Source organism: Luteibacter sp. NPDC031894 (assembly GCF_050273135.1).
Classification (GTDB): domain Bacteria; phylum Pseudomonadota; class Gammaproteobacteria; order Xanthomonadales; family Rhodanobacteraceae; genus Luteibacter.
The window spans coordinates 21,745-43,814 of the sequence record NZ_JBNNMV010000004.1 but is presented as its reverse complement, the minus strand read 5'-3'; the positions used below and the strand labels follow the sequence as shown (position 1 = coordinate 43,814).

At 67.3% G+C, this 22,070-nt stretch carries 25 protein-coding genes; 7 read left to right on the top strand and 18 right to left on the bottom strand.

Translation table 11 applies throughout. From position 1 onward, the window contains the following. Positions 1–9: 9 nt before the first annotated feature. The 8 genes from dnaE to ACQKIE_RS12280 form a co-directional block, all read right to left on the bottom strand. Positions 10–3,555: a DNA polymerase III subunit alpha gene (gene dnaE, locus ACQKIE_RS12315; protein ID WP_427459465.1), complete on the bottom strand. Its 3,546-nt coding sequence runs from the start codon at positions 3,553–3,555 to the stop codon at positions 10–12. Positions 3,556–3,647: 92 nt separating this feature from the next. Continuing rightward, positions 3,648–4,232, bottom strand: a complete 585-nt coding sequence (locus ACQKIE_RS12310) for an NUDIX hydrolase (protein ID WP_427459463.1) — start codon at positions 4,230–4,232, stop codon at positions 3,648–3,650. Positions 4,233–4,310: 78 nt separating this feature from the next. Further along, on the bottom strand, positions 4,311–5,135 hold the full coding sequence (locus tag ACQKIE_RS12305; RefSeq protein WP_427459951.1) for a 5'-3' exonuclease: 825 nt from the start codon (positions 5,133–5,135) through the stop codon (positions 4,311–4,313). Between the two features lie 62 nt (positions 5,136–5,197). Continuing rightward, positions 5,198–5,770, bottom strand: a complete 573-nt coding sequence (locus ACQKIE_RS12300) for a nitroreductase family protein (protein WP_427459461.1) — start codon at positions 5,768–5,770, stop codon at positions 5,198–5,200. A gap of 43 nt (positions 5,771–5,813) precedes the next feature. Next, positions 5,814–6,362, bottom strand: coding sequence for a DUF3106 domain-containing protein (locus tag ACQKIE_RS12295; protein WP_427459459.1), 549 nt, complete (start codon positions 6,360–6,362; stop codon positions 5,814–5,816). Between the two features lie 5 nt (positions 6,363–6,367). After that, positions 6,368–6,739, bottom strand: coding sequence for a hypothetical protein (locus ACQKIE_RS12290; protein ID WP_427459457.1), 372 nt, complete (start codon positions 6,737–6,739; stop codon positions 6,368–6,370). Next, the gene (locus ACQKIE_RS12285) at positions 6,736–7,359 is read right to left on the bottom strand and encodes an RNA polymerase sigma factor (protein ID WP_427459455.1); all 624 of its coding nucleotides are present in this window, start codon (positions 7,357–7,359) and stop codon (positions 6,736–6,738) included. Before ACQKIE_RS12285 ends, ACQKIE_RS12290 begins: the two co-directional genes overlap by 4 nt. A 97-nt stretch (positions 7,360–7,456) precedes the next feature. Continuing rightward, complete coding sequence (locus tag ACQKIE_RS12280; protein ID WP_427459453.1) at positions 7,457–7,924, bottom strand: hypothetical protein; 468 nt, start codon at positions 7,922–7,924, stop codon at positions 7,457–7,459. Between the two features lie 149 nt (positions 7,925–8,073). Here ACQKIE_RS12280 and sufT point away from each other — a divergent pair, with 149 nt between their 5' ends. Then, complete coding sequence (gene sufT, locus ACQKIE_RS12275; protein WP_427459451.1) at positions 8,074–8,631, top strand: putative Fe-S cluster assembly protein SufT; 558 nt, start codon at positions 8,074–8,076, stop codon at positions 8,629–8,631. 12 nt (positions 8,632–8,643) lie between these two features. Here sufT and ACQKIE_RS12270 read toward each other — a convergent pair whose 3' ends face one another. After that, positions 8,644–9,096, bottom strand: coding sequence for a DUF4279 domain-containing protein (locus ACQKIE_RS12270; protein ID WP_427459449.1), 453 nt, complete (start codon positions 9,094–9,096; stop codon positions 8,644–8,646). A gap of 318 nt (positions 9,097–9,414) precedes the next feature. On the opposite strand from ACQKIE_RS12270, the gene ACQKIE_RS12265 reads away from it, so the two are divergent. Next, on the top strand, positions 9,415–11,220 hold the full coding sequence (locus ACQKIE_RS12265) for a M4 family metallopeptidase (protein WP_427459447.1): 1,806 nt from the start codon (positions 9,415–9,417) through the stop codon (positions 11,218–11,220). Between the two features lie 67 nt (positions 11,221–11,287). On the opposite strand, the gene ACQKIE_RS12260 is transcribed toward ACQKIE_RS12265, so the two are convergent. After that, complete coding sequence (locus tag ACQKIE_RS12260) at positions 11,288–12,655, bottom strand: hypothetical protein (protein WP_427459445.1); 1,368 nt, start codon at positions 12,653–12,655, stop codon at positions 11,288–11,290. 216 nt (positions 12,656–12,871) lie between these two features. Between ACQKIE_RS12260 and ACQKIE_RS12255 the strand changes: the two genes are divergently transcribed. Beyond that, positions 12,872–14,191, top strand: coding sequence for a S8 family peptidase (locus tag ACQKIE_RS12255; protein WP_427459443.1), 1,320 nt, complete (start codon positions 12,872–12,874; stop codon positions 14,189–14,191). A gap of 10 nt (positions 14,192–14,201) precedes the next feature. Here ACQKIE_RS12255 and ACQKIE_RS12250 read toward each other — a convergent pair whose 3' ends face one another. The 4 genes from ACQKIE_RS12250 to wrbA form a co-directional block, all read right to left on the bottom strand. Next, positions 14,202–14,687, bottom strand: coding sequence for an asparaginase domain-containing protein (locus tag ACQKIE_RS12250; protein ID WP_427459441.1), 486 nt, complete (start codon positions 14,685–14,687; stop codon positions 14,202–14,204). Positions 14,688–14,724: 37 nt separating this feature from the next. Continuing rightward, positions 14,725–16,371, bottom strand: coding sequence for an acyl-CoA dehydrogenase family protein (locus ACQKIE_RS12245; RefSeq protein WP_427459439.1), 1,647 nt, complete (start codon positions 16,369–16,371; stop codon positions 14,725–14,727). A gap of 63 nt (positions 16,372–16,434) precedes the next feature. Next, positions 16,435–16,761 carry a DUF2069 domain-containing protein gene (locus tag ACQKIE_RS12240; protein WP_427459437.1) on the bottom strand — a complete coding sequence of 109 codons (327 nt, stop codon included), beginning with the start codon at positions 16,759–16,761 and terminating at the stop codon, positions 16,435–16,437. Further along, positions 16,758–17,360, bottom strand: a complete 603-nt coding sequence (wrbA, locus tag ACQKIE_RS12235; protein WP_427459435.1) for an NAD(P)H:quinone oxidoreductase — start codon at positions 17,358–17,360, stop codon at positions 16,758–16,760. Before wrbA ends, ACQKIE_RS12240 begins: the two co-directional genes overlap by 4 nt. An 82-nt stretch (positions 17,361–17,442) precedes the next feature. On the opposite strand from wrbA, the gene ACQKIE_RS12230 reads away from it, so the two are divergent. Genes ACQKIE_RS12230 through ACQKIE_RS12220 form a run of 3 tightly spaced genes read left to right on the top strand, consistent with a single transcriptional unit; the run spans position 17,443 to position 19,449 of the window. After that, positions 17,443–18,714 (top strand): YihY family inner membrane protein, encoded by a 1,272-nt coding sequence (locus ACQKIE_RS12230; protein ID WP_427459433.1) that lies wholly within the window; start codon positions 17,443–17,445, stop codon positions 18,712–18,714. Next, the gene (locus tag ACQKIE_RS12225; protein ID WP_427459431.1) at positions 18,711–19,178 is read left to right on the top strand and encodes a TlpA family protein disulfide reductase; all 468 of its coding nucleotides are present in this window, start codon (positions 18,711–18,713) and stop codon (positions 19,176–19,178) included. The genes ACQKIE_RS12230 and ACQKIE_RS12225 overlap by 4 nt, the downstream gene beginning before the upstream one ends. Position 19,179: 1 nt before the next feature. Next, positions 19,180–19,449, top strand: coding sequence for an acylphosphatase (locus ACQKIE_RS12220; RefSeq protein WP_427459429.1), 270 nt, complete (start codon positions 19,180–19,182; stop codon positions 19,447–19,449). Here ACQKIE_RS12220 and ACQKIE_RS12215 read toward each other — a convergent pair. Both ACQKIE_RS12215 and ACQKIE_RS12210 read right to left on the bottom strand, forming a co-directional pair. Next, positions 19,446–19,886 carry a copper chaperone PCu(A)C gene (locus tag ACQKIE_RS12215; RefSeq protein ID WP_427459427.1) on the bottom strand — a complete coding sequence of 147 codons (441 nt, stop codon included), beginning with the start codon at positions 19,884–19,886 and terminating at the stop codon, positions 19,446–19,448. The two genes, ACQKIE_RS12220 and ACQKIE_RS12215, sit on opposite strands and share 4 nt — an antisense overlap. After that, a complete protein-coding gene (locus ACQKIE_RS12210; RefSeq protein ID WP_427459425.1) occupies positions 19,883–20,500 on the bottom strand; it encodes an SCO family protein in 618 nt (205 codons plus the stop codon). The genes ACQKIE_RS12215 and ACQKIE_RS12210 overlap by 4 nt, the downstream gene beginning before the upstream one ends. 81 nt (positions 20,501–20,581) lie before the next feature. On the opposite strand from ACQKIE_RS12210, the gene ACQKIE_RS12205 reads away from it, so the two are divergent. Beyond that, positions 20,582–20,959: a DUF423 domain-containing protein gene (locus ACQKIE_RS12205; RefSeq protein WP_427459423.1), complete on the top strand. Its 378-nt coding sequence runs from the start codon at positions 20,582–20,584 to the stop codon at positions 20,957–20,959. A gap of 3 nt (positions 20,960–20,962) precedes the next feature. Here ACQKIE_RS12205 and ACQKIE_RS12200 read toward each other — a convergent pair whose 3' ends face one another. Beyond that, on the bottom strand, positions 20,963–21,151 hold the full coding sequence (locus tag ACQKIE_RS12200) for an Arc family DNA binding domain-containing protein (protein ID WP_427459421.1): 189 nt from the start codon (positions 21,149–21,151) through the stop codon (positions 20,963–20,965). Positions 21,152–21,158: 7 nt separating this feature from the next. Continuing rightward, positions 21,159–22,025 (bottom strand): SPFH domain-containing protein, encoded by an 867-nt coding sequence (locus ACQKIE_RS12195; RefSeq protein ID WP_427459419.1) that lies wholly within the window; start codon positions 22,023–22,025, stop codon positions 21,159–21,161. Positions 22,026–22,070: the final 45 nt, after the last annotated feature.

Here is a 22,070-nt window from a genome sequence, read left to right as displayed (position 1 = left end):
CGGCGGTTTTCATTCGGAAGGACGCACCATGCGCAGTTCCGTGCCCAGCACGCCGGGCAGTGTGCGTAAGGTGCGCAGCAGGTCCGGTAACGCACGCACGCGCCAGGCGTCGCCGAGTTCGAGGCTCGCCTGGCCCACGGCATTGCGGTAACCCGAGAGCAGCAGCGGAGTCCGGCCGCCGCGATACCCCATCAGGGCCTGCCGCAGGTGTTGTGGGAACTCCTGGCCGACTCCGTTGAGCTTCACGGTGAGCAGCCGCCCGAAATGTTCCATCGCATCGGAGAGCGAATAGGCTTTTCGCGCGCGCAACTGGTAGCCGCCGGCGAAGTCGTCGATACGCAGGCCGCCTTCGACCACGATCAGGTTGCCGCGCGTGAGCAGCGGCGCGGCCTCCATGAAGACCTCGCGGAAGAAGCTGGTTTCCAGCAGGCCCGTCGCGTCCTCGATCTGCACGAAGGCGTCGCTTTCGCCACGCTTGCGCATGCCCACGACCATGCCGGCGACGGTCCAGGGTGTTTCCGGGCCGCGACGGAAGCGGTTGCCGTTCTCGTCATCGTCGTTGCGCCGCGGCTTCGGCGGCTGGTAGCGCTGCGGGATCTCGCCGATGGGGCAACTGGACAGCTGCGCCAGTTCCGCCTTCCACGGATCGGTGGGATGGCCGGAGAGGTAATGGCCGAGCGTATCGTGCTCGCCTTGCAGCAACTGCTCGAGCGGCCGTTCCGGCACCGAGCCCGACAGCTCGATGATGCTCGGCGCCTCGGCCGCGCCGAAGGCGCTGCCAAAGATGTCCACTTGTCCCGAGGCACGGTTCTTCGCTTCCTGGTCGGCGGCGCGCATCGCCTCCGGAATGTGCATGAGGAGCGTGGCGCGGTTCTCGCCGAGCGCATCCAGGGCGCCAGACTGCACCAGCGCTTCCATCGTGCGCTTGTTGAGCTTGTTGGAGCCGACGCGCTGGCAGAAGTCCACGAGGCCGCGATAGGGACCACGTGCCTTGCGCTCGGCGACGATTTCCTCGCAGATGCCCTGGCCCACGCCCTTGATCGCCCCTAGCCCGTAGCGCACCACCTTCGGCTCCACCGCCTCGAACATCCATGCGGACGCGTTGACGTCCGGCGGCAGCACGGTGATGCCGATGGCGCGGGTTTCGTCGAGGAAGGTAACCACCTTCTCGGTGTTGTCCATGTCCGACGAAATCGTCGCGGCCATGAACTCGGCGGGGTAGTGCGCCTTCAGCCACGCCGTCTGGTACGACACCAGCGCGTAGGCGGCCGCGTGCGACTTGTTGAAGCCGTAGCCGGCGAACTTCTCCATGAGGTCGAAGATCGCGTCGGCCTTGTCGCCGTCGATGCCGTCCTTGGCCGCACCTTCGCGGAACGTCGCGCGGTGCTTGATCATTTCCTCGGGTTTTTTCTTGCCCATCGCGCGGCGAAGCAGGTCGGCGCCGCCGAGCGTGTAACCGCCGACGATCTGCGCCATCTGCATCACCTGCTCCTGGTAGACCATGATGCCGTAGGTCTCTTTCAGGATGGGCTCGACGCGCGGATCGGGATACTCGACCGGCTCCTTGCCGTGCTTGCGCGCGCAGAAGCTGGGGATGAGGTCCATGGGACCGGGGCGATACAACGCCACGAGGGCGATGATGTCCTCGAAGCGGTCGGCCTGCGCATCCTTGAGCATGCCCTGCATGCCGCGCGACTCGAGCTGGAAGACCGCGACCGTCTGCGCCTTCTTGAGCAGGTCGTAGACCTTGGGGTCGTCCAGCGGCAGCGACTCGATCACAAGCGGCTCGACGCCTTCGCGTTCGCGTCGCTTGTTGATCGCCTTCACCGCCCAGTCGATGATCGTGAGCGTGCGCAGGCCGAGGAAGTCGAACTTCACGAGGCCTACGGCCTCCACGTCGTCCTTGTCGTACTGGGTGACGACACCTTCGCCGCTCGGTTCGCAATACAGCGGCGCGAAGTCGGTCAGCGGCGTGGGTGCGATGACGACGCCGCCGGCGTGCTTGCCGGCGTTGCGGGTGAGGCCTTCGAGGCTCAGCGCGAGGTCGATGAGGGCACGCGGCTCCTCCTCGGTCTCGTAGATGTCGCAGAATTCCTTGACGACGCGATCGGATTCTTTCTTCGACTTCTCCGAACGGCCCAGCGCGTCGGACAGCGTGAGGTCGAGCGGGCGGTTCGGGATGAGCTTCGCGAGGCGATCGACCTGGCCGTAGCCCATGCCGAGTACACGGCCCGAATCACGCAGCACGGCCTTCGCGGCCATGGAACCGTAGGTGATGATCTGACTGACGTGGTCGCGGCCGTACTTGCGCGCGACGTAGTCGATGACCTCGTCCCGGCGGTCCATGCAGAAGTCGATGTCGAAGTCGGGCATCGACACGCGCTCGGGATTGAGGAAGCGCTCGAACAGCAGCTCGAACTGGAGCGGATCCAGGTCGGTGATCTTCAGTACCCAGGCCACCAGCGAACCCGCGCCCGAGCCGCGGCCGGGACCGACGGGAATCCCGTTCTGCTTACCCCAGTTGATGAAGTCGGCGACGATCAGGAAGTAGCCGGGGAAGCCCATGCGGATGATGACGTCGACCTCGCGGTCGAGCCGGGCCTGGTAGTCCTCCAGCGTCTTGCCCGGGGCGAGCGGGTGCGTGGCGAGGCGCTCCTCCAGCCCCTTCTGCGCTTGCTCACGGATGTAGGTGTCGAGCGTATGCCCTTCGGGCACCGGGAAGTTCGGCAGGTAGTACGTACCGAAGGAAAGCTCCAGGTTGCAGCGCCGCGCCAGCTCGACCGTATTCTCCAAGGCCTCGGGAATGTCGGCGAACAAGGCCTCCATGTCCTCCGGCGACTTGACGTACTGCTCTTCGCTGTAGTCGCGCGGCCGCTTGGGGTCGGCGAGGACGCGGCCCTGGTTGATGCAGGTGCGCGCCTCATGGGCCTCGAAGCCCTCGCGCTCGAGGAAGCGCACGTCGTTGCTGGCGATGACGGGCAAGCCGTGCTCGCCGGCAAGCGCCATGGCGGCGCGTACCCAGTGTTCCTCGTTTTCCCGGCCAGTGCGGGTGAGCTCGAGGTAGAGGCGGTCGGGGAAGAGCCGGCGCAACGGCCCGAGGCGCTGCCCGGCGGCCGGCAGCCCCGCGCCGAGTGCGACGCGCGCGACTTCGCTCTCGCGCCCGGCGATGGCGATCAGGCCGCGCACGCTCTCCGGCTGCAACCAGCTGGCTTCGACCAACGCCCGCCCGCTGCCCTGGCCTTCGCGCCAGGCGCGTGAGACGAGGCGCGAGAGGTTCAGGTAACCGTCGCGGTCCTGGCAGAGCAGGGTGAGGCGCCAGGGCCGCGGATCGTCGGGGCTGGACACCCATATGTCGCAGCCGGCGATGGGCTTGATGCCTGCCGCCGTGCACTGCTTGTAGAACTTCACCAGGCCGAACAGGTTGTTCTCGTCCGTCAGCGCGACGGCCGGCATCCCCATGCGCACGCAGGCAGCGACCAACTGCTTGATGCGGATGGTCGAGTCGACCAGCGAATATTCGCTGTGCAGGTGGAGATGGGCGAAACGGACGGACATGGACGGCGCCGGATGAGGCAGAGGGAAGGCTACCCCGGCGGGAGCGCGCAGGACAAGAATTGACAGGCTTCTTTTCTAGGCCCCGCCCCGTCTCAGCGCATGTGCGCGTCCGGGTGCTCGATGAACCACAGCCCGGCGAACAGCTTCGCATCGATCGAGAACCCTTCCTTGGCCCGCTCGAACAGCCACTTGCCCGCCTCGGCGCGGGGCACCTCGTGGACGATGATGTTTTCGGTCTCGTCGCCGCCGCCCTCGCCGACCTTCTCCAGGTCCCAGGCCCGCGCGAACGCGATCATTTCCGTGCTCATGCCCGCCGAGGAGGGTCCCTCGTGCACGAACTCGATGCGGCCGCAGGCGTAGCCGGTTTCTTCCTCGAGCTCGCGCCGAGCCGCCAGCAGCACGTCCTCGTCCTCGGAGCCCGTGAGGTCGCCGACCAGTCCCGCCGGCATCTCGATCGTGTTGGCGAGGATGGATACGCGGTATTGCTCGACGAAGACGACCTTGTCCTCGGGCGTGACCGCCAGGATGATCACCGCGCCGCGCGGATTGTTGCGCACGGCGTACTCCCAGCGCCCGCGCTTCTTCATCGTCAGCCATTTGCCCGTGTACAACGTTTCCTCGGGCGCGGAAGCATCGTCGGGAATGGGCGAGGCGTGCGGCAGCGGGCTTGTATGCATGGGCGGCTCCTTGGCGGGACGGCGAAGTATCCCTACAAGGGTATCGCGTCGACGTGACGTTGCGGTGCCGCCCCGGCGTCAGATCAAGGCTTTGAGGCGGGTACGGGTCAGCGGTCCGAAGCGGATGCGTTCGCAGAGCTCGTCGACGGCCGTGGCATCGCCCGCGCGGCGGCTCAATGCGTCTGCCGTTTCCGCGACGGCAATGTCCAGCGCGATGCGGGTCAGGCGGCGGCACAGCAGCGCTTGTTCCGCGTGTTCGCGCAAGCGCACCGCGCAGGCGGCGGCACCGCGGAAACGCAGGTATGGCACTTCATCGACGCGTTCGAGGATCGCGTCGAGGCTGCCGAAGTGGGCGAGGAGCGCCGCGGCCGTCTTCGCACCGATGCCGGGCACGCCAGGAATGTTGTCCACCGCGTCACCGCAGAGGGCGAGGTAATCGGCTACCTGGTGCGGATGCACGCCCATGCGCTCGAACACGCCGGCGGCGCCCCAGCGCAGGTTCTTCGCGAAGTCCCACTGCTCGTCGAACTCGCCGAGCAGCTGCCCGAAGTCCTTGTCCGCGGAGACGATCACGCCCCGGAAACCGTGCGAGCGCAGGCCCCACAATGCGCTGCCGATGAGGTCGTCGGCTTCGTACTGATGATCGTTCAGCACCGTGAGTCCCAGCGCCGCCGCGATCTCCCGGCACAGCGCGAACTGGCGCACCAGTTGCGGCGGCGGCAGGTCACGGTTCGCCTTGTAAGCGGGGTAGATGGCGTTGCGGAACGAGGTGGTGAGCGACGCGTCGAACGCGACCGCGATGTGCTCCGCGCGGCTGCGCTCGAGCAGTTCGCACAGGAAGCGGGTGAAGCCGTGCACCGCGTTGACCGGCTCGCCTTCGTGGTCGTGGAACTCGTCCGGCATCGAGTGCCAGGCGCGGAACACGTAGAGGCTGCCATCGACGAGGTGGACGAGCGAGTCGCCGCTCACGGTGTCCACACGCTCGCGACGTCCTCGTACGACGGCCGGTCGCGCTCCGGCGCCTCCATGCCGGGCGTGCCGACGTGGATGAAACCGACGACGTGTTCGCTTTTCTTCATGCCGAGCAACTTCGCGACGTCGCGGTCGTAAGCGGCCCACCCAGTGAGCCACTGCGCGCCGTAGCCGAGTGCCTGCGCCCCGAGGAGCAGGTTATAGGCGACGCAGCCCGCGGCGAGGGTCTGCTCGATCTCCGGCACCTTGCTCTCGTCGTCGATCTTCGCGGAGACGACGAGCACGAGCGGCGCGTGCTCGTAGCGGTGCCGTTCCTTCTCGCGCTTGGCCTCCGACAGGTCGGGATTAGCCGCTTCGGCGATCTTCGCCAGCGTGCGGCCGAAGGCCAGCTTCGCGTCGCCGCGCAGGATGCGGATGCGGAAGGGCACCAGCTTGCCGTGATCGGGCACGCGTAGCGCCGCCTCGATCAGGCGGCGCAAGGTGCTGTCGTCGGGCGCCGGTTCGCCGAGCTGCCGCGAGGGCACGGAACGGCGGGCGTTGAGGAAGGCGAGGTCGTTCGCGGTCATCCCGCTAGTTTACCGGAGCCTGCTTTCAGCCGGGGCGATGGTTCTATGGGCGGCCCGGCGGGCGGTGGTCGTCGGGCGGGGGTGGCAGCGCGTCGTTCGGACCCAGGTGGTCGACCGCGTCGCGCCGTTGGTCGGGCGACTGGCTCTGCCACTTGTCCATCAGCGCCTGGCGTTGTGCGGGCGGAAGGCTGCGGAAGCGCTCGAAGGCGTCGTGCAGCTTGTCCCGCTGTGCGGGCGAGAGGTCCTGGAACTTCTGCCGGTTCCTGCGGGCTTCCGCTCGCTCCTCCGGGCTCATGTGCTGCCAACGCTCGATGCGCTCGCGGATCTCGGCCCGGCGCTCGGGTGGCAGGCCGCGCCAGCGCTGCGCCTTGTCCAGCATCTTCGATTGGCGCTGGGGCGGGAAGGTATCCCAGTCGTGTGCCAGCGGCGCCAGGATGTCCTTTTCGTCGGCCGACAGGGCCTTCCACGGGCGCGGCGCCGGCATGGGGGCCTGCTCGCCGGAAGGCGGCGGCGGCGGCGGACGGTCCTGCGCCGATGCGACGGGTGCCGCGGCGGCCAACAGCAGGGCGAAGAGGAGCGGAGCGCGGCGCATGGGCATCACTTGCGGGACGAAGACGGGGTGTCGTTGTAGGCCAGCCAGCTATAGAACTGGAGGTCCTTGTAGAGGGCCGGGTCGGCGACGTCGGCGTCCGGCGGCAGATCGTTCGGCTCGCTGTCGCCTGGCTGGGCGACCACGGTGGGCGCCGGCGGCCCACCACCTGGCTGCCACACCGTCAGCGTGGCGAGCGCCAGCACCGCGAAGGCGCCGGCGGGCAACAGCAGCCGCCGCGCCGTCGCATGTTGCGGACGGGCGAGCGCCGTGCGCCGTGCCGCGCGCAGGCGTCCCGCGATGGCCGGGTCCACATCCCGGCTGGCGCGCAGGTAAAGCTCCCTGGCGCGACGTTCGAGTTCCTGATCGTGCTGGCTCATCGCCATGCCTCCAGTTGATCGCGCAGCGCATGCATCGCGCGCGATAGATGGGTCTTCACACTGCCGTCAGAGCAGCCCATGGCTGCGGCCGTCTCGGCGACGTCCAGGCCTTCCATGATGCGAAGCATGAAGGCCTCGCGCTGACGTCGCGGCAGGTTGCGCAAGGCCGCGACGATGTCCGCGTACGCCTGCGAATCCTGCAATCGCGCCGACGGGTCCGGACTGTCGTCGGCCGGCTCCCACTGCGGAAGCTCGTCGCCGTCGTCGTCCTTGCCGCCGCCCAGCCATCCCACGACGATCGAGCGCACTTTGCGGCGGCGCTGCAAATCGACGATGCGTCGGCGCAGGATGCCCCAGAACAGCGGCGTCCACTCACCGGCCGGCTTGCCGCCGTAGTGGTGCACCAGCCGGAGCATGGCGTCCTGAACCGCGTCCAGCGCGTCTTCCCGGTTGCCCAGGTGGATCTCCGCCATGCGCCATGCCCGGCGCTCGATGGAGGCCAGGAACGCGTCCATGCTGGCCGGGGCCTCGCGAAGGTCGTCGAGCGATGCGCTGTCGAGCGCGAGCGAGGCGTTCACGGCCTTCTCCGCTTCGTCGGTTTCGGCATCCTCGTGCTCCATACAGCCTGGTTCACTCCGGTAAACGCGGTCGGCGACCGCCGGTTGACTCCCGTTCGACGCAATATCTTCCGGGCGTTGATATTTATGGGTTATGAAGTCACCGCGGGCGCCCGCCGCGGGTGCGCAGCGGCCATGCCACCAGGGCCGCCAGCACGGCGCCACCGAGGGCGAGGACGATATCGCCCGGACCCTGGGCGAGACGGGCCAGCTCGACGAGCATCGCCGGACCGGCATCGCCCATCGCCTGGGCGAGCCCGATGCCCATCATTCCCGAGATCGTCGCCGCGGCGACGAGGCAGGCGGTGTACGCCGCGGCCAGCAAGGTGGCCCCGGCGGCGAGGAAGGCACCCGCGACGCCCCGGAAGCGCAGCCAGCGCCGCACCACGACGCCCAGCACCCAACCGGCCGGCAGCACCAGGGCGGGGAGGGCGCGGCCGAACATCATCGACGGCACCATCCAGACCGCGCCCACGGCGAGTCCGAACATGGCCGCGCAGAGCACGCCGAAGAGGAAGCCGGAGAGCCGGAAGCGCTCGGCCTGGAGGAGGGGGCTCGGATCGGGCATCAGGGCGCTGACGTGGGCAAAGCGGCCATGATAGCGGCCATGGCAGCTGTGGGAAGCGGTTGATCGAGCGGGCGCCAGCCCCGACGTAAGGGGCGGTGGGGCATAATCGATGACTTTGCGGCCGCGCCCCCGGCCCCTACAGGACAGCAATGAGCGGTTTCAGCCTCAGCAGCGAGCCCTTCACCCTCGAGCGTGACTGCCATGCGGTCATGGTGCCGCAGGGCGAGACGGTGACGCTTCCCGCCGGGCAGATCGGCTATATCACCCAGGCCCTGGGTGGCAGCTTCACCGTGTACGTCGAAGGCAACCTGTTCCGCATCGCGGGCAACGATGCCGACGCGCTGGGCAAGGAGCCGCCGAAACCCATCGAGCTCTCCGACGACGCCTCCGACGAGGACGTGGAGAAGCTCGTGTGGCAGCAATTGCGCACCTGCTTCGACCCGGAAATCCCCATCAACGTCGTGGAACTGGGACTCGTCTACGACGTCAGCCTGGAAACCGGGGACGAGGGCGGGCGCAAGGTCTACGTCAAGATGACGCTTACCGCGCCGGGTTGCGGCATGGGCGATATCCTCGTCGACGACGTGCGCACCAAGCTGGAGATCATCCCCACCGTCCTCGAAGCCGATGTCGACCTCGTCTTCGATCCGCCGTGGAACCATTCGATGATGTCGGACGCGGCGAAGCTCGAAACGGGCATGCTCTAGCCGCGGGATGTTTCAGTTCCCGGGAGGCGTCGATGGAACGATGTCGACTTCCAGCGCCGCCTGGTACGCGGCGACCGCCTTGATGCTTGCCGGCGAACAGAAGCACGCCGGCACTTCCTGACCGTACATCCGCACGTGCAAGCCCACGTGCGCGTCGAGTTCGAGCGCGCGGATCGCATCGACGATGGTTTCGCGATGCGGGGCCAACATCGCGAGCAACTCCGCCAGCGGTCCGTCGAGCATGTAAGTGCGCTGCCAGGGCACTTCGAAGCACCAGCCGTTCGCGCGGCGCTGCAGTTCCGACGACGCGATGCTCTCGCCTCGCTGCCAGGTGGTCGCCCCTGGCAGTTCGATCTCGGTCAGTAACCGTTCCAGCGCATGCCGTTCCGACGTCAGACGAAACACCGCGCGCACCGAGGGCGTGAGGCGCCGGAGGTCGGAGTCGATATCGGAAGGCTCGCTCATCCGGTGTCCTTTCGCAGGTTCATGTGGGTCGTGGCGTGCGTAGCATCGCGTTTTTCCCGCCCCTAGGGAAATCCCTAGGTAGTCGACCGCGAGTTCTTGCGTTAGGTTGACTATGACTTTCGGCAGGGAGACCGACAGTCGGTTCCGCGGGTTGAGGTCCATGCCGCTTTCCGAGGGAGCAGGAGGAGGGGACGGCAGGCGACGACACGGGGCCGCAGTGCAACGGGCATCGCGCTAAGGCGCGACTTCACATCGTTCGGAATGTGGTCCTCACGGCCGCAATGGCTTCGTGCGGCCCATTCCAGGAGGAGGAACGTAATGGCAAGTCATGTTCGCTTGAAACTCCTGGCCGCTTCGCTGGCCATCGTGGCCGCGTCGACCGCAGGGGCGGCAACCCAGCAGGCGCTGCGCGCACAGAGCCTCGGCGCCGCCCCGGTGTCGCAACTCGTGTCGCGGTTGGGCCTGACGGCAGACAACGGCTTCGTGCCGAAGTCATCGGCCGCCACGGTTCGCGGCACCACCACCGTGCGCATGCAGCAGACCTTCAAGGGCGTCCCGGTCTTCGGCCACACCATCGCGGTGGAGCAGGATGCGCAGGGGAACGCGCTGGTCGCCAATGGCGTCGTGTCGTCGGACCTGCAGGTGGATATCGCATCGGTGACGCCACGCTTCGACACGAACCAGGCCGTCGCGTTGCTGGTCAAGCAGTCGAGTTCGTTCGTCAGTGGGCTCGCGAAGCCCGAAAGCAGCAAGGCCGAACTCTACGTCTACCCGCAAGAGGGCGCGCCGGCTCGCCTCGTGTACCTCACCTCGTTCTTCTCGGGTGGCGAGCATCCCAGCCGGCCAACGGCGATCATCGATGCCAACACCGGACAGATCATCGAGCAGTGGGACGGCCTCACGTATGCCAGCGCCACGGGTCCTGGCGGTAACCAGAAGACCGGTCAGTACACCTGGGGCGCCAACGGGCTTCCCGCACTGAACGTGACGCAGTCGGGCAGCACCTGCACGATGCAGAACACCTACGTGCGCACGTACAACATGAACCACGCGACCTCCGGCAGTGGCACGTTGTGGAGCTTCACCTGTCCGACCTCCAACGGTTCACCGGCGAATGGCGCCTATGGCCCGATCAACGACGCCCATCACTTTGGTGGCGTGGTGCATGACATGTACCAGGCCTACATGGGCATGCCGCCGTTGGTGAACGGCCAGGTGTTGATCATGAAGGTGCACTACGGCACGAATTATGAGAATGCCTTCTGGGACGGCAGCTCCATGACCTTTGGCGACGGTGCCAGCACGTTCTACCCGCTGGTTTCCCTCGATGTGACCTCGCACGAGATCAGCCACGGCTTCACCGAACAGCAGTCCAACCTCACCTACAGCGGCCAGTCGGGCGGCATGAACGAGGCGTTCTCGGACATGGCGGGCGAAGCCGCCGAGTACTACGACCGCAACGGGTCCAATGACTGGCTCGTAGGCTCCGAGATCTTCAAGGGCAACGGCGCGCTCCGCTATATGTGCAACCCCACGCAGGACGGCGCGTCGATCGACAATGCCGCGGATTACTACAACGGCCTCGACGTACATTACTCGTCGGGTGTGTACAACAAGGCGTTCTGCACGTTGGCGAAGAAAACCGGCTGGAACACGCAGAAGGCGTTCCAGGCCTTCGCGCGCGCGAACGATCTGTACTGGCAGGCGAATTCCACGTTCGCCAGCGGCGCGTGCGGTGTTGCGTCCGCGGCGACCGATCTCGGCTTCAGTTCGGCCGATGTCGTCTCCGCGTTCACCGCCGTGGGCGTGTCCTGCTCGGGTGGCGGTGGCGGTACCGTGCTGCTCAACAAGACGGGCCTGTCCGGTAGTTCCGGCACCCAGCTCCAGTACTCCGTGCCGGCCACGGCGGGTACGTTGACGGTGACCATCAACGGCGGAACGGGCGACGCGGACCTGTACGTGCGTCGGGGCTCGCAGCCCACGACGTCCTCGTACACCTGCCGCCCCTACCTCTCGGGCAACAACGAGACCTGCACGATCACCGTGTCGAGCGCCGCGACGTACTACATCATGGTGCGTGGCTACTCCTCGTTCTCGGCAGTGACCTTGAAGGCCGTGCAATAAGGCTCCGGCGAGACGTGCGACAGGAGGCCCGGGCGGCGACGCCCGGGCCTTTATCGTGCGGTGAGGCTCAGTGCGTCAGATCGTAACGAAGCAGCTGGACCTCATAGATGTCGTTAGTCATCACCACATCGCTGACGAACAACTTCGATCCCTGGGTCTCCACATACGAGTACGCGTTGGAGTAAGCGTTCTGGGCGGGCGCCGGTGTCAGGGCGATGCCCTCCTGGCCGAACGACGTGTCGAACGACCCGTCCTGGTTGAGCCGGCCGACGGCCATGTAGCGTTGGTCCGGCATACGGCTGGCGCCGCTGAGGACGATTTTTCCGTCATCCTGCTTCGCCATCGCATACACCGACAGATACTCGGCAAAGAGCGGCGATCCGTTGTTGAAACGGCGATCCAGGGTGCCATTCGGAAGGAGTCGCGCGGCCCAACCCGACAACGTCGGCGTCAGACTGGTTCCACCCACGACGACGGAGCCGTCGCGATGGGCCTGCACCGCGCCCCCGACCCGCATGCCCGGGTGGTCCCGATGATCGAGGTGGACGAAGCCGGCTTCGCCGAAGGCGTTGTCGACGGTGCCGTCGCTTCGGAGGCGGGTGACGACGGCGTTCTCGTTCGGCTCGGACATGCCACCGAAGAGCAGGTTTCCATCATCGAGGGCCGCCGTGCTGAGGAAGATCACGCCCTCCGGCATGTCGTAGACGACGCCGTTGCGCCCGAAGCCCGGGTCCTGCGTCCCGTCGGCGCCGAGCCTGACGAGCCTCGGGAAGATCTTTCCTCCGATGTCGGACAGCGTGGAGGCGACGATCTTGTCGTCGCGCTGGATGTCGATGCCGTAGAGGTAGCGGATGGGCGCCTCGTCGTCGAAGTCGACGAGCGCGATGCCATTCCGGCCGAAGGCGGTGTCGAGCTGCCCATCCGTGCGAAGGCGCGCGAAGAGGGGAACGGTCGTACCGTCGGCCAGGAAGAGGCGGCCGCCCAGAATGACCTTGCCGTTGGACTGCCGCCGCATGGCGAACAGCTCGAAGTCCTGGGCGCCCGGGTAGAGGTCCACGACCGCCCCATCGAGGGGGAAGGTCGGATCCGGCGCGCCATTGTCGAGGAGCCGTCGCACCTCCACGCGTCCTGGCGTGTTCTCCCGTTTGGCGACCACCCAATACTTCCCGTCGCCGGTGGGGAGTGCGAATCCCCTCGACGGAACGGTGACACGTCCGCTCTCGCCGAAGGTCGGATCGAGATCGCCGGGCCGGGCACGGTGGGGCATGGTGCGGTTCCACTCCACCGGTTGACGATGCTCAAGCGCGGCGCCCTGCGGGTGGAACGTTTGCGATACCGCACGATCGTCAGCTTGGGTGACGCTTGCGAAGAGGGCGATGGGGAGCGCGAACGCCAGTGTTGTGATTCGTGCGAGCGACGAGCGGCGATATGGCATGCGATGTTCCCTGCGGATGAAAGTGTGCGCAAAGACTAGGCGTCGACTTCGACAGGAACTACGGGAAAATTCTGAAAAATCGGTCGGATTTCTGTCGTCGACCGTATGGGCGAAAATCCTCACGCGGCCTCGCGGGCGGTGCCGCGTACAAGCCATGCCGTCATGCTCCTAGGTTCATCGGACCCGCGGCACGCCGCGATTCCGAAGGACCACCCCATGCGATTCACACCCGTCGTCGCCCTCGCGGCATTCACCGCATCGACCACCGCCAGCGTCGCAAGCGATCGCTACATCGTGCACTTCGCCGACGCGGCCTCGGCTCGTGCCGCTACCCACGCGTCGCAGTTCGCGCCGACCGAGCGGCGCTTGAGCGACGCACCACGTCACCTGCGCTCGCTTGCCGCCGGTGGCGAAGTCTTCGAACTGGGACCGGACGAAGCGTCACGTGTCTCGGCGCTGCCCGGTGTCGACGCGGTTGAGGAAGACCTGATGTTCGAGCCGACGACCGTGGTGGCGTCGTTGTGGAAACGCCAGTGGTACATGCACGACCCGAAAGTGGGTGTGGACGCCGAGAAAGCCTGGAAGTACACGCGCGGCGCCGGCGCCGTGGTGGCGGTCCTCGATACGGGCATCACCCCGCATCCCGAGTTCGACGGGCAGTTGCTTCCCGGCTACGACTTCATCAGCGATGCGGGCGCGGCGAGGGACGGCGACGGGCGCGACGCGGATCCCACGGATATGGGCAACTGGAGCGATCCGGGCGAATGCCACTCGCCGGAAGGCAAGGCATCGACCTGGCACGGCACGCACATGGCCGGGCTCATCGCGGCGCGCGCGGGCAATCGGCCTGGCATCGTGGGCCTCGCGCCGGAAGCCAAGTTGATTCCCGTACGCGTGCTCGGTCGCTGCGGCGGCCGTTCTTCCGATATCGCCGACGCCATTGTCTGGGCCAGTGGTGGGGACGTCCCCGGCGTGCCCACGCTTGCCCGGCGGGCCGATGTCATCAACCTCAGCATGGGCACCACCGGTGCCTGCGGTCCGCTGCTCCGTCGCGCGATCGAACAGGCGAGGTCGCGCGGGAGCGTCATCGTCACCTCGGCGGGCAACGACCAGAAGAACGCGAACACGAACACGCCGGCCAATTGCCCGGGCGTGGTGAGTGTCGCCGCGCTCGGCCGTGACGGCGCCATGGCGTCGTACTCCAACTTCGGCAACGTCACACTCGCAGCACCCGGGGGCCATATCGGCGACCGGGGAGCGGACGACATCCTGTCCACCTGGGACATCGGCAAGCGCGGGCGGGAGCGCTCGGTCTTCGGTTATCGCGGCGGCACCTCGGTTGCCGCGCCGCAGGTCGCCGCGCTGGTCGCGCTCATGCGTTCGGCCGATCCCGACATCACGGTCGACCAGGTGACACAGCAGCTGGTCGACAACGCCCGTCCGTTACCGGGTCCGTGCCCCAAGGGCTGCGGCGCCGGGTTGATGGATGCGGGCGCGACCGTCGACGCGGTGGTCGAGGATCGCGGCCGCTACTGAGTGGCGACGCTCAGACGGCTTCGAAGCGGTTCGCGTCGCGATTCTTGCGGACCGTGGCCGGATCCCAGACGCGACCGTTCATGGCGATGTACACGCCATCGGCCAGCGTCTGGACCGCGCCGACGGCGCAACCGATGTTGAACACGGCGTCGGAGCCCTGGAAGCGCGCGGGATTGAGGGCGCCGGTCAGGACGATGACCTTGCCCGGTATGCCGGCGAGCACGCGCGCGGTCTCCACCATGGTGTCCGTGCCGTGCGTGACCAGTACGTGCCGGTGCGGCTGGGCCTCGATCGTGCTGCGGATCAGCGCCCGGTCCTCGTCGGTCACGTGCAGGCTGTCCTTGCGCAGGATCGGAATGACATCGAAGCGGAATGCCACGCCCAGCTGGTGGAGGATGTCGCCGATCTGGGGCGAGCCGATCTGGTAGTCCGACTTGTCGTCGAAGTACACCTTGTCGATCGTGCCGCCGGTGGTCACGATGGTCAGTTGCTGCATGGTCGGGCCTGGGAAGCGGGTGGAGCGGGCCGCCATTCTACATCGCGCGGTCCGAGGCCAGCAGGACGTCGTCCTCGTTCTCCGGTAGCGCGAGGCGGTCCAGGCCGCGCGCCAGGAAACGCCTCGCGGCGGCAGCGGGGCGCGGATCGCCGCTCGCGGCGCCCCAGCGAGCCGAGCGCAGCAGCAGGGCCGCTGCCATCGTCCGGGCCAGGGTGAAGGCGAGGCCGCGGGCCGAGGCTTCCAGCGAGGCACGGTCGGCGGCGATCTCGCCGAGCAGGGCTTCCGCCGCATCGAGCGCCGAGACGATCACGGCCCGCGCGGGTTCGCCATCGTCCGGCACAAGCGCATCCACGGCCTGGCGAAGCGGCGCGAGGCCGCCGGAAAGCGCGCGCAGCATGTCCAGGGACAGGACGTTCGTCGTCCCTTCCCAGATCGCGTAGACCTGCGCGTCGCGAAGCAGCTGCGGCAAGCCCGTGTCCTCGATGTATCCCGCGCCGCCAAAGCACTCCAGCGCTTCGGACACCACGCGGATGGACACCTTGGCCGTCCAGAGCTTTGCGAGGGGCGTCAACAGTCGAAGCAGCGCGGCTTCGTGCACCTCGTTCTCGCCATGTTCGACGCGACCGAGCAGTTCGGCGACGAAAAAGGTGAGCGAAAAGGCGGCCTCGTACTCCGCCTGCATGTCCGCGAGGGTGCGTCCATGCAGGGGCTGGTCGATCAGGCGCGTCCCGAAGGCGCTGCGCCGAGTCGCGTAGTCGCGGGCGAGCGAGATGGCGCGCGCCATGCTCGCCACGGCGCAGACGGCGTTCCACGTGCGCGTGACGTTGAGCATCGGCGCGATCTGGCGTACGCCGTGGTCGAGTGGACCGACGGGCGTGGCAGGCAACCCGTCGAGATGGATTTCGGCTGTCGGCAGCTCGTGCGTGCCCAGTTTCTTCTTCAACCGATCGATCGTGATGCCGCGCCATGCGCCGCTCTCGTCCTTCGTCTCGACATAGAACAGGGCCAGCGCGGCCGTGCCGGTACCCGCGCCTTCGGGCCGTGCGAGCGCGAGCGCTGCCTCGCCCACGACGGCGGAACTGAACCACTTGCGGCCATGGAGGTGCCACTGGCCGTTCGCGTCCTGTCGCGCCACCGTTTCCGTGCGGCCGACGTCGGAGCCGCCGGGCGTCTCGGTCATCCACTGCCCGGACAACCAGAATGTCGTTGGATCGCGGCTGAGGAAGCGGGGCAGGGCGCGTTCGATGAGCGCGCGGTTGCCGGAGGCATGCAATGCCGTGGCCGCGCCGTCGGTCATCGCGAGCGGACAGCAATAGAATTCGCTGGCGACGTGATAGAGGTACACGCGGGCGAATTCTTCGACACGCGCCCAGGGCGACCCGGCGTGTCCGGCGGCCAGCACGGCGTGTTTCGTGGTGATGCCGGGGCCTTCCTCCCAGGCGGGGGTGAGGGCGATCCGGTCGACGCGCGCGCCCCACGCATCCCATTGGGTGAGTACGGGTTCGGTGCGCGGCGTACGGCCGCGGCGGTCCCAGGCCATGACGGCGTAGTCCGCCAGCGCGTCGAGGTCGGGACGCATCGCTGCCAATCGGTCGGCTGGCAACGTGCGCGCCAGCCACGCGTTCAGTACGCGGTCGTCGTGGAAGGGGTGCGCCAACCGGGGCGCCTCCTGCACAAAACCCATCGTGGCGTCCTCGCCTCAGGAATCGATGGCCTTAGCCTGCACCGACCCGGAAAGGGGTACAAATCAGCGGCGTCGGCGTACGCCTGCGCCAAGGCTGCCGATGAGCAGCAGGGTGAGCGCGATCTCGATAAAGGCCAGCCAGCGGTCGCCGGTGGAACTCCACGCTTCCGCGACCCCGTGGCAGAAATAAAACAGCGCCAGGATGCCGACCCAGAGCAGGGCGCGCGTCACGTTGGGCAAGGACAGCAGGGGCAGGAGCAGCGGCGGGACCGTGAGGGCCCACGCCACCCATGCCGGTATCGACACCGGCGTGTACAGGGCGTACCAGAGCACCTGCACCAGGAGCAGGCCGGCCCACGCCGCCAGGCCGATGCGCCGGAGGCGGCTCACGCCGGCGTGCCCAGCCGGCGGGCGATATCGGCAAGGCGTTTGCCGAGCGCTCGCGCGAGTTCGCGCTCGTGGTCGCTGACGCCGTTGTCGCCGCGCGCGCCCGAGACGTGGCTGGCGCCGTAAGGCGTGCCGCCGGTAAGCGTGCTGGTGAGCGCCGGCTCCGTATACGGGATGCCCACGATCAGCATGCCGTGGTGGAGCAGGGGCAGGGCCATCGACAGCAGCGTGGCTTCCTGTCCGCCGTGCATGGTGCTCGTGGAGGTGAACAGCGCGGCCGGCTTGCCCGCGAGCGCGCCGGACGCCCATTCCGCCCCCGTCGTATCGAGGAAGTACTTCAGCGGCGCGGCCATGTTGCCGAAGCGCGTCGGGCTGCCCATGGCGAGCGCCACGCACTCGGCGAGGTCGGCGCGCGTGACATAGGGGGCCCCTTCCTCGGGCTCGGGCGGCATGGCCGTCTCGGTGACCGGCGCCACGGGTGGTACCTGGCGCAGCCGCGCGCGCATGCCCGGGACTTCTTCCACGCCACGGGCGACGAAGCGGGCGAGCTGGGCCGTGTGGCCACTGCGGCTGTAGTAGAGTACGAGGACGTCGTGGGACATGGATGGGCCGCCTTTGCGAAGGCGCTAGTCTCGCAGAACTGCCACGCGTTCCCAATCGTTCGGGACTTCGATGAGGATGGACATGCCGCTGCGCATCGATCGCGACCGCGCCCTGAGCTTCACGCGCTTCACCTGGCTGCGTTTCCTCGACGACAAGTGCTTCGAGACGGCCGGCGCCCTTTCCTATACCACGCTCGTATCGCTGGTGCCGCTCACGGTGGCGGTCTTCGCGGTGCTTTCCGCCTTCCCGGTGTTCGCCGAGTGGCGCGGCTCGTTGGCGAATTACGCGTTCCAGAACTTCGTGCCCGCCACCGGCATGAAGATCCAGGAATACATGTTGGCCTTTGCCGACAAGGCCAGCCAGCTCACCGGCATATCCATCCTCGTGATGCTGTTCAGCGCCGTGTCGATGATGATCAGCATCGAGGATCGGCTGAATCGCATCTGGCGCGTGCGCAAACCGCGTGGATGGACGTCGCGCCTGCTGCTGTACTGGGCGGCACTCACCCTCGGTCCCATCCTCGTCGTCGGCGGACTGGCGTTGTCGTCGTACATCGCCGCCTTTCCACTCATGCACCAGGCGGCGGACCAGATCGCCACGCAGAGCCGCCTGCTCAACCTGGTGCCTTTCGGCATCACCTTCGTCACCTTGATGCTGATGTACACGATGGTGCCGAACCGGCGCGTGTCCTGGCGTCATGCCGCGGTGGGGGCACTGCTCGGCGCCATCCTCTTCGAGTTCGCGCGGTGGGGCTTCGCCGAGTTCATCCGCAATTCCCCCAACTACGAGGAAATCTACGGCGCGCTGGCGGCCATTCCGATCTTCCTGCTGTGGATCTACCTGTCCTGGATCATCGTGATCCTGGGGGCCTCCATTGCGGCGTCGATCTCCGCGTTCGAATACACCGTGCCGCACGACGCCTTGCCGGAGGGCGCGGAATTCATCGGCCTGCTCGTGGTGCTCCAGCATTTCGTCGACGCGCAGCGCACCGGTGACAGTGTCGATCCCGCCACCGTCCGGTTGCGCGAGGCCTACCTTCCGTCGAGTGTCATCGCATGTTATTTCGACGACCTCCAGCGGGCCGACATGATCCAGCGATGCGAGACCGGTGGCTGGATGCTCAGCCGCAGTCTCGACGCCACGGAGCTGCTGCGGGTGTACCGTTGCACGCAGTACCGCCTTCCGCTGCATCCGCGCGAGCAGGTGCGGCGGCTCGGCATCCAGTTACCACCGGAGCTGCTGGGTTTGCTGGATCATCTGGCCGAAGCGCTCGACGCCACCCTCGGCGCGCGCCTCGACAAGCTGTTTCCGCCCCCAACGGTCCCCGTCCCCACCGAGGATAGCCCCGCATGATCCCCCGTTTGCTCGCCGTCGCCGCCCTGGCCCTTTCCGCGCCGGTCGTCGCCGCCACGGCCACGACACCCGAACTCAAGGTCACCACCCTGGACGGCAAGCCGTTCGATCTGTCCGCGCAGCGCGGCAAGTGGGTCGTCGTCAATTACTGGGCCACGTGGTGCGTGCCCTGCATCAAGGAAATGCCCGACATCTCCGCCTTCGTGAAGAGCCGCAAGGACGTGAGGGCCATCGGCCTCGCGTTCGAAGACACCGGCAAGAAGGACATCCAGGCGTTCCTCGGCAAGCATCCGGTCGCGTATCCGATCGCGCAGGTCGACGTCACGGCACCGCCGAAGGATTTCGATGCACCGAAAGGCCTTCCCACCACCTACCTGATCGCGCCGGACGGCCGCGTCGCCAAGCAATTCATTGGTCCGGTGGACGCCGCGAAGCTCAATGCGGCGATCGCCAAGGGGTCATGAGATGCGCGCCGCGCGCTTCATCGTGAGAGGCAGGGTCCAGGGCGTGTTCTTCCGCGCCTCGGCGCGGGAGCGGGCAGGTGAGCTGAGGCTCACCGGGCACGCGCGCAACCTTCCCGACGGCAGCGTGGAAGTGGTCGTCTACGGCGAAGGCGAGGACATCGACCGGATGGAGACCTGGCTGCACGAGGGACCGCCGCAGGCCGAGGTCAATGAGTTTTACCGCGAGGACATCGGGGTGCACGACGCGCCGGGGGAATTTCGCATCCTCTAGAGGCCCGTGGCGTTCGCCGGCCGAGCCACCAGTGTCGCGGGAATCGACGCCCCGTCGGACAAGGTGAACGTCACCGTCACCGTGTCGCCTGGCTTCACCGCGTGCTTCGGCTGCATCAGCATGACGTGGTAGCCGCCCGGGCCGAAGACGAGCTTGCCGTTCGCCGGAACGGCCACGCTGTCCACCATTTCCATGCGGCCCATGCCGCCGTCGGTGCTGCTGCGGTGGATCATCGCGTCGGCATATTGCGGACTCTGCGCCCCGACGATCGAGACGGCACGGTCCGAGCGGTTCTCGAAGGTGAGGTAGCCGCCGGCGGGCAGGCTGCCTGGCAGCACGCGGACCCAACCGCCGGTGGCGACGATCTTGGTGGCATCGCCGGCATGCGTGGCACCGGCGACGAGGAGCAGGGCGATGGCGAGCGAACGAAGCATCATGGGCGGTCCTGGAGCGAGGTGAGCAGGTGCAGGTCGTGGACGATGTCGTCCTGCGATGCTGACGGCGTGGCGAGCAGGCGCGCCTTCCCGTTCCGGTCGAAGAAGTAGATGGCCGAGCTATGGCTGACTTCGTAGTTGCCGTCGCCGCGATCCGGTTCGCGGGTGAAGGCGGAGCGATAGCGCTTCGCCAGCGCCTCGACGGCCGTGTCCGATCCCACAAGGCCGACCGCGCGCTTGTCGAACGCATTGACGTAGGCATGCATGACGGCCGGTGTATCGCGTGCCGGATCGACGCTGACGAACAGGATGCGCACGTTGTCGGCCGGCGCGCCCAGGCGATCCAGCACCACGTGCAACTGGGTGAGTGTCAGGGGGCAGACATCCGGACAATGCGTGTAGCCGAAGTACATGAGGACGACCTTGCCCTTGTAATCGGCGCCGGTGACGGCCTTGCCGTTGTCGTCGGTGAGCTTGAAGTCCAGGTCGGGGAGGTGTCCCGATACGTCGTTGAGCCGCCACTCCGGCTGCGGTTCGCGCTGGCACGCGGCAAGCGACGCCATGGCGACGAGGGCGAGCAAGGCCATGACGGCCCGGCGGCAGGTGGATGGCTTCATGCGACGCTCCGCGATATATCCTGCGCAGGATACGCCACCCGTGCCGCCGTACAGGCACGACCCATCGGGAAAAGCACGCGCATGCGACAACCTGTCAGCACGTCCACGGCCCTCCTCGTCGGCTTGGCGGGCGCTTCGGCCGTGATCTTCGGCGCCTTCGGCGCGCATGCCTTGCGCGGCACGCTCGATGCCAGCGCCCTGGTCGCCTGGCACACCGGCGTCGAATACCATTTCTGGCACGCGCTGGCGCTGTTCGTCGTGGTCGCGGGGTTGCCGGAGGGAAGGGCGCGCCGATGGGCCATCGGCCTGTTCGCCGCCGGCATCGTGCTTTTCTCGGGAAGCCTCTATGCGCTGGCACTCGGTGCCCCGCACATGGTTGGCGTGATCACGCCCTTCGGCGGCGTGGCGTTCATCGCGGGATGGCTGGCGGTCGTGTCCGCGCTCCGCGCACGACGCTGACCGTTAGTCGTCAGGGTCTTCCACTGGATCGGCCTTGCGTGCCTTCAACCGCCCCGTGCGCCGCAGCGCATCGCGCAGCACGTATTCGATCTGGGCGTTGAGCGAACGCAGTTCGTCCTCGGACCATGCCTGCATGGCCTCGAGGACGGGCGCGCTGATGCGCAGCGGATAGGCTTTCTTCTCGGCCGCCACGCAGGGCTCAGCTGTACAGCGAGCCGGCGTTGACCACCGGCTGGGTGGCGCGGTCGCCGCAGAGGACCACGAGCAGGTTCGAGACCATGGCGGCCTTGCGTTCCTCGTCCAATTCGACGACGCCCTGCGCGCGCAACTGGTCCAGCGCCAGCGCGACCATGCCGACCGCGCCTTCGACGATGCGCTCGCGCGCCGCGACGATGGCGCTGGCCTGCTGGCGCTGCAACATCGCCTGTGCGATTTCCTGGGCATACGCGAGGTGGCTGATCCGCGATTCGACCACCTGCACGCCGGCTTTTTGCAGGCGCGCCTCGATTTCCTGGCGAAGGTGGTTGTTCACTTCCTCGCCGTGGCTGCGCAGCGAGATCTTCGAATCGTCGTGCGCGTCGTACGCGTAGCTCTGCGCCATCTGCCGCAGGGCCGACTCGCTCTGGATCTGCACGAAGTTCTCGTAGTCGTCGACGCAGAACACCGCTTCGGCGGTATCCACGACTTGCCAGACCACGATCGCCGCAATCTCGATGGGGTTGCCGTCGTTGTCGTTGACCTTCAACCGGCTGCTCTCGAAATTGCGTACGCGCAGGCTCACCGGGCGCCGCGAATAGAACGGATTGGTCCAGCGCAGGCCGGCCCGCCGCTCGGTCCCCGCGTACTTGCCGAACAGCTGCATCACCTGCCCCTGGTTCGGCTGCACCTGGAAGAAGCCCTTGGCGAGGAACGCGAAAAAGGGAACGAGCACGACCCCGCTTGCGGCCAGTGGGTTGCCATCGTGCACGACCTTGGTCACCACACCTCCCGCGACAAGCAGGATGAGGACGACGAAACCGATGAGGGAAGGAATGCCCGGAAGCGACGGGGCGGGACGTTCGTTCATGGCGGATGGACCCCTGGTGTGGAGGGGTCACGATATCATTGTGAT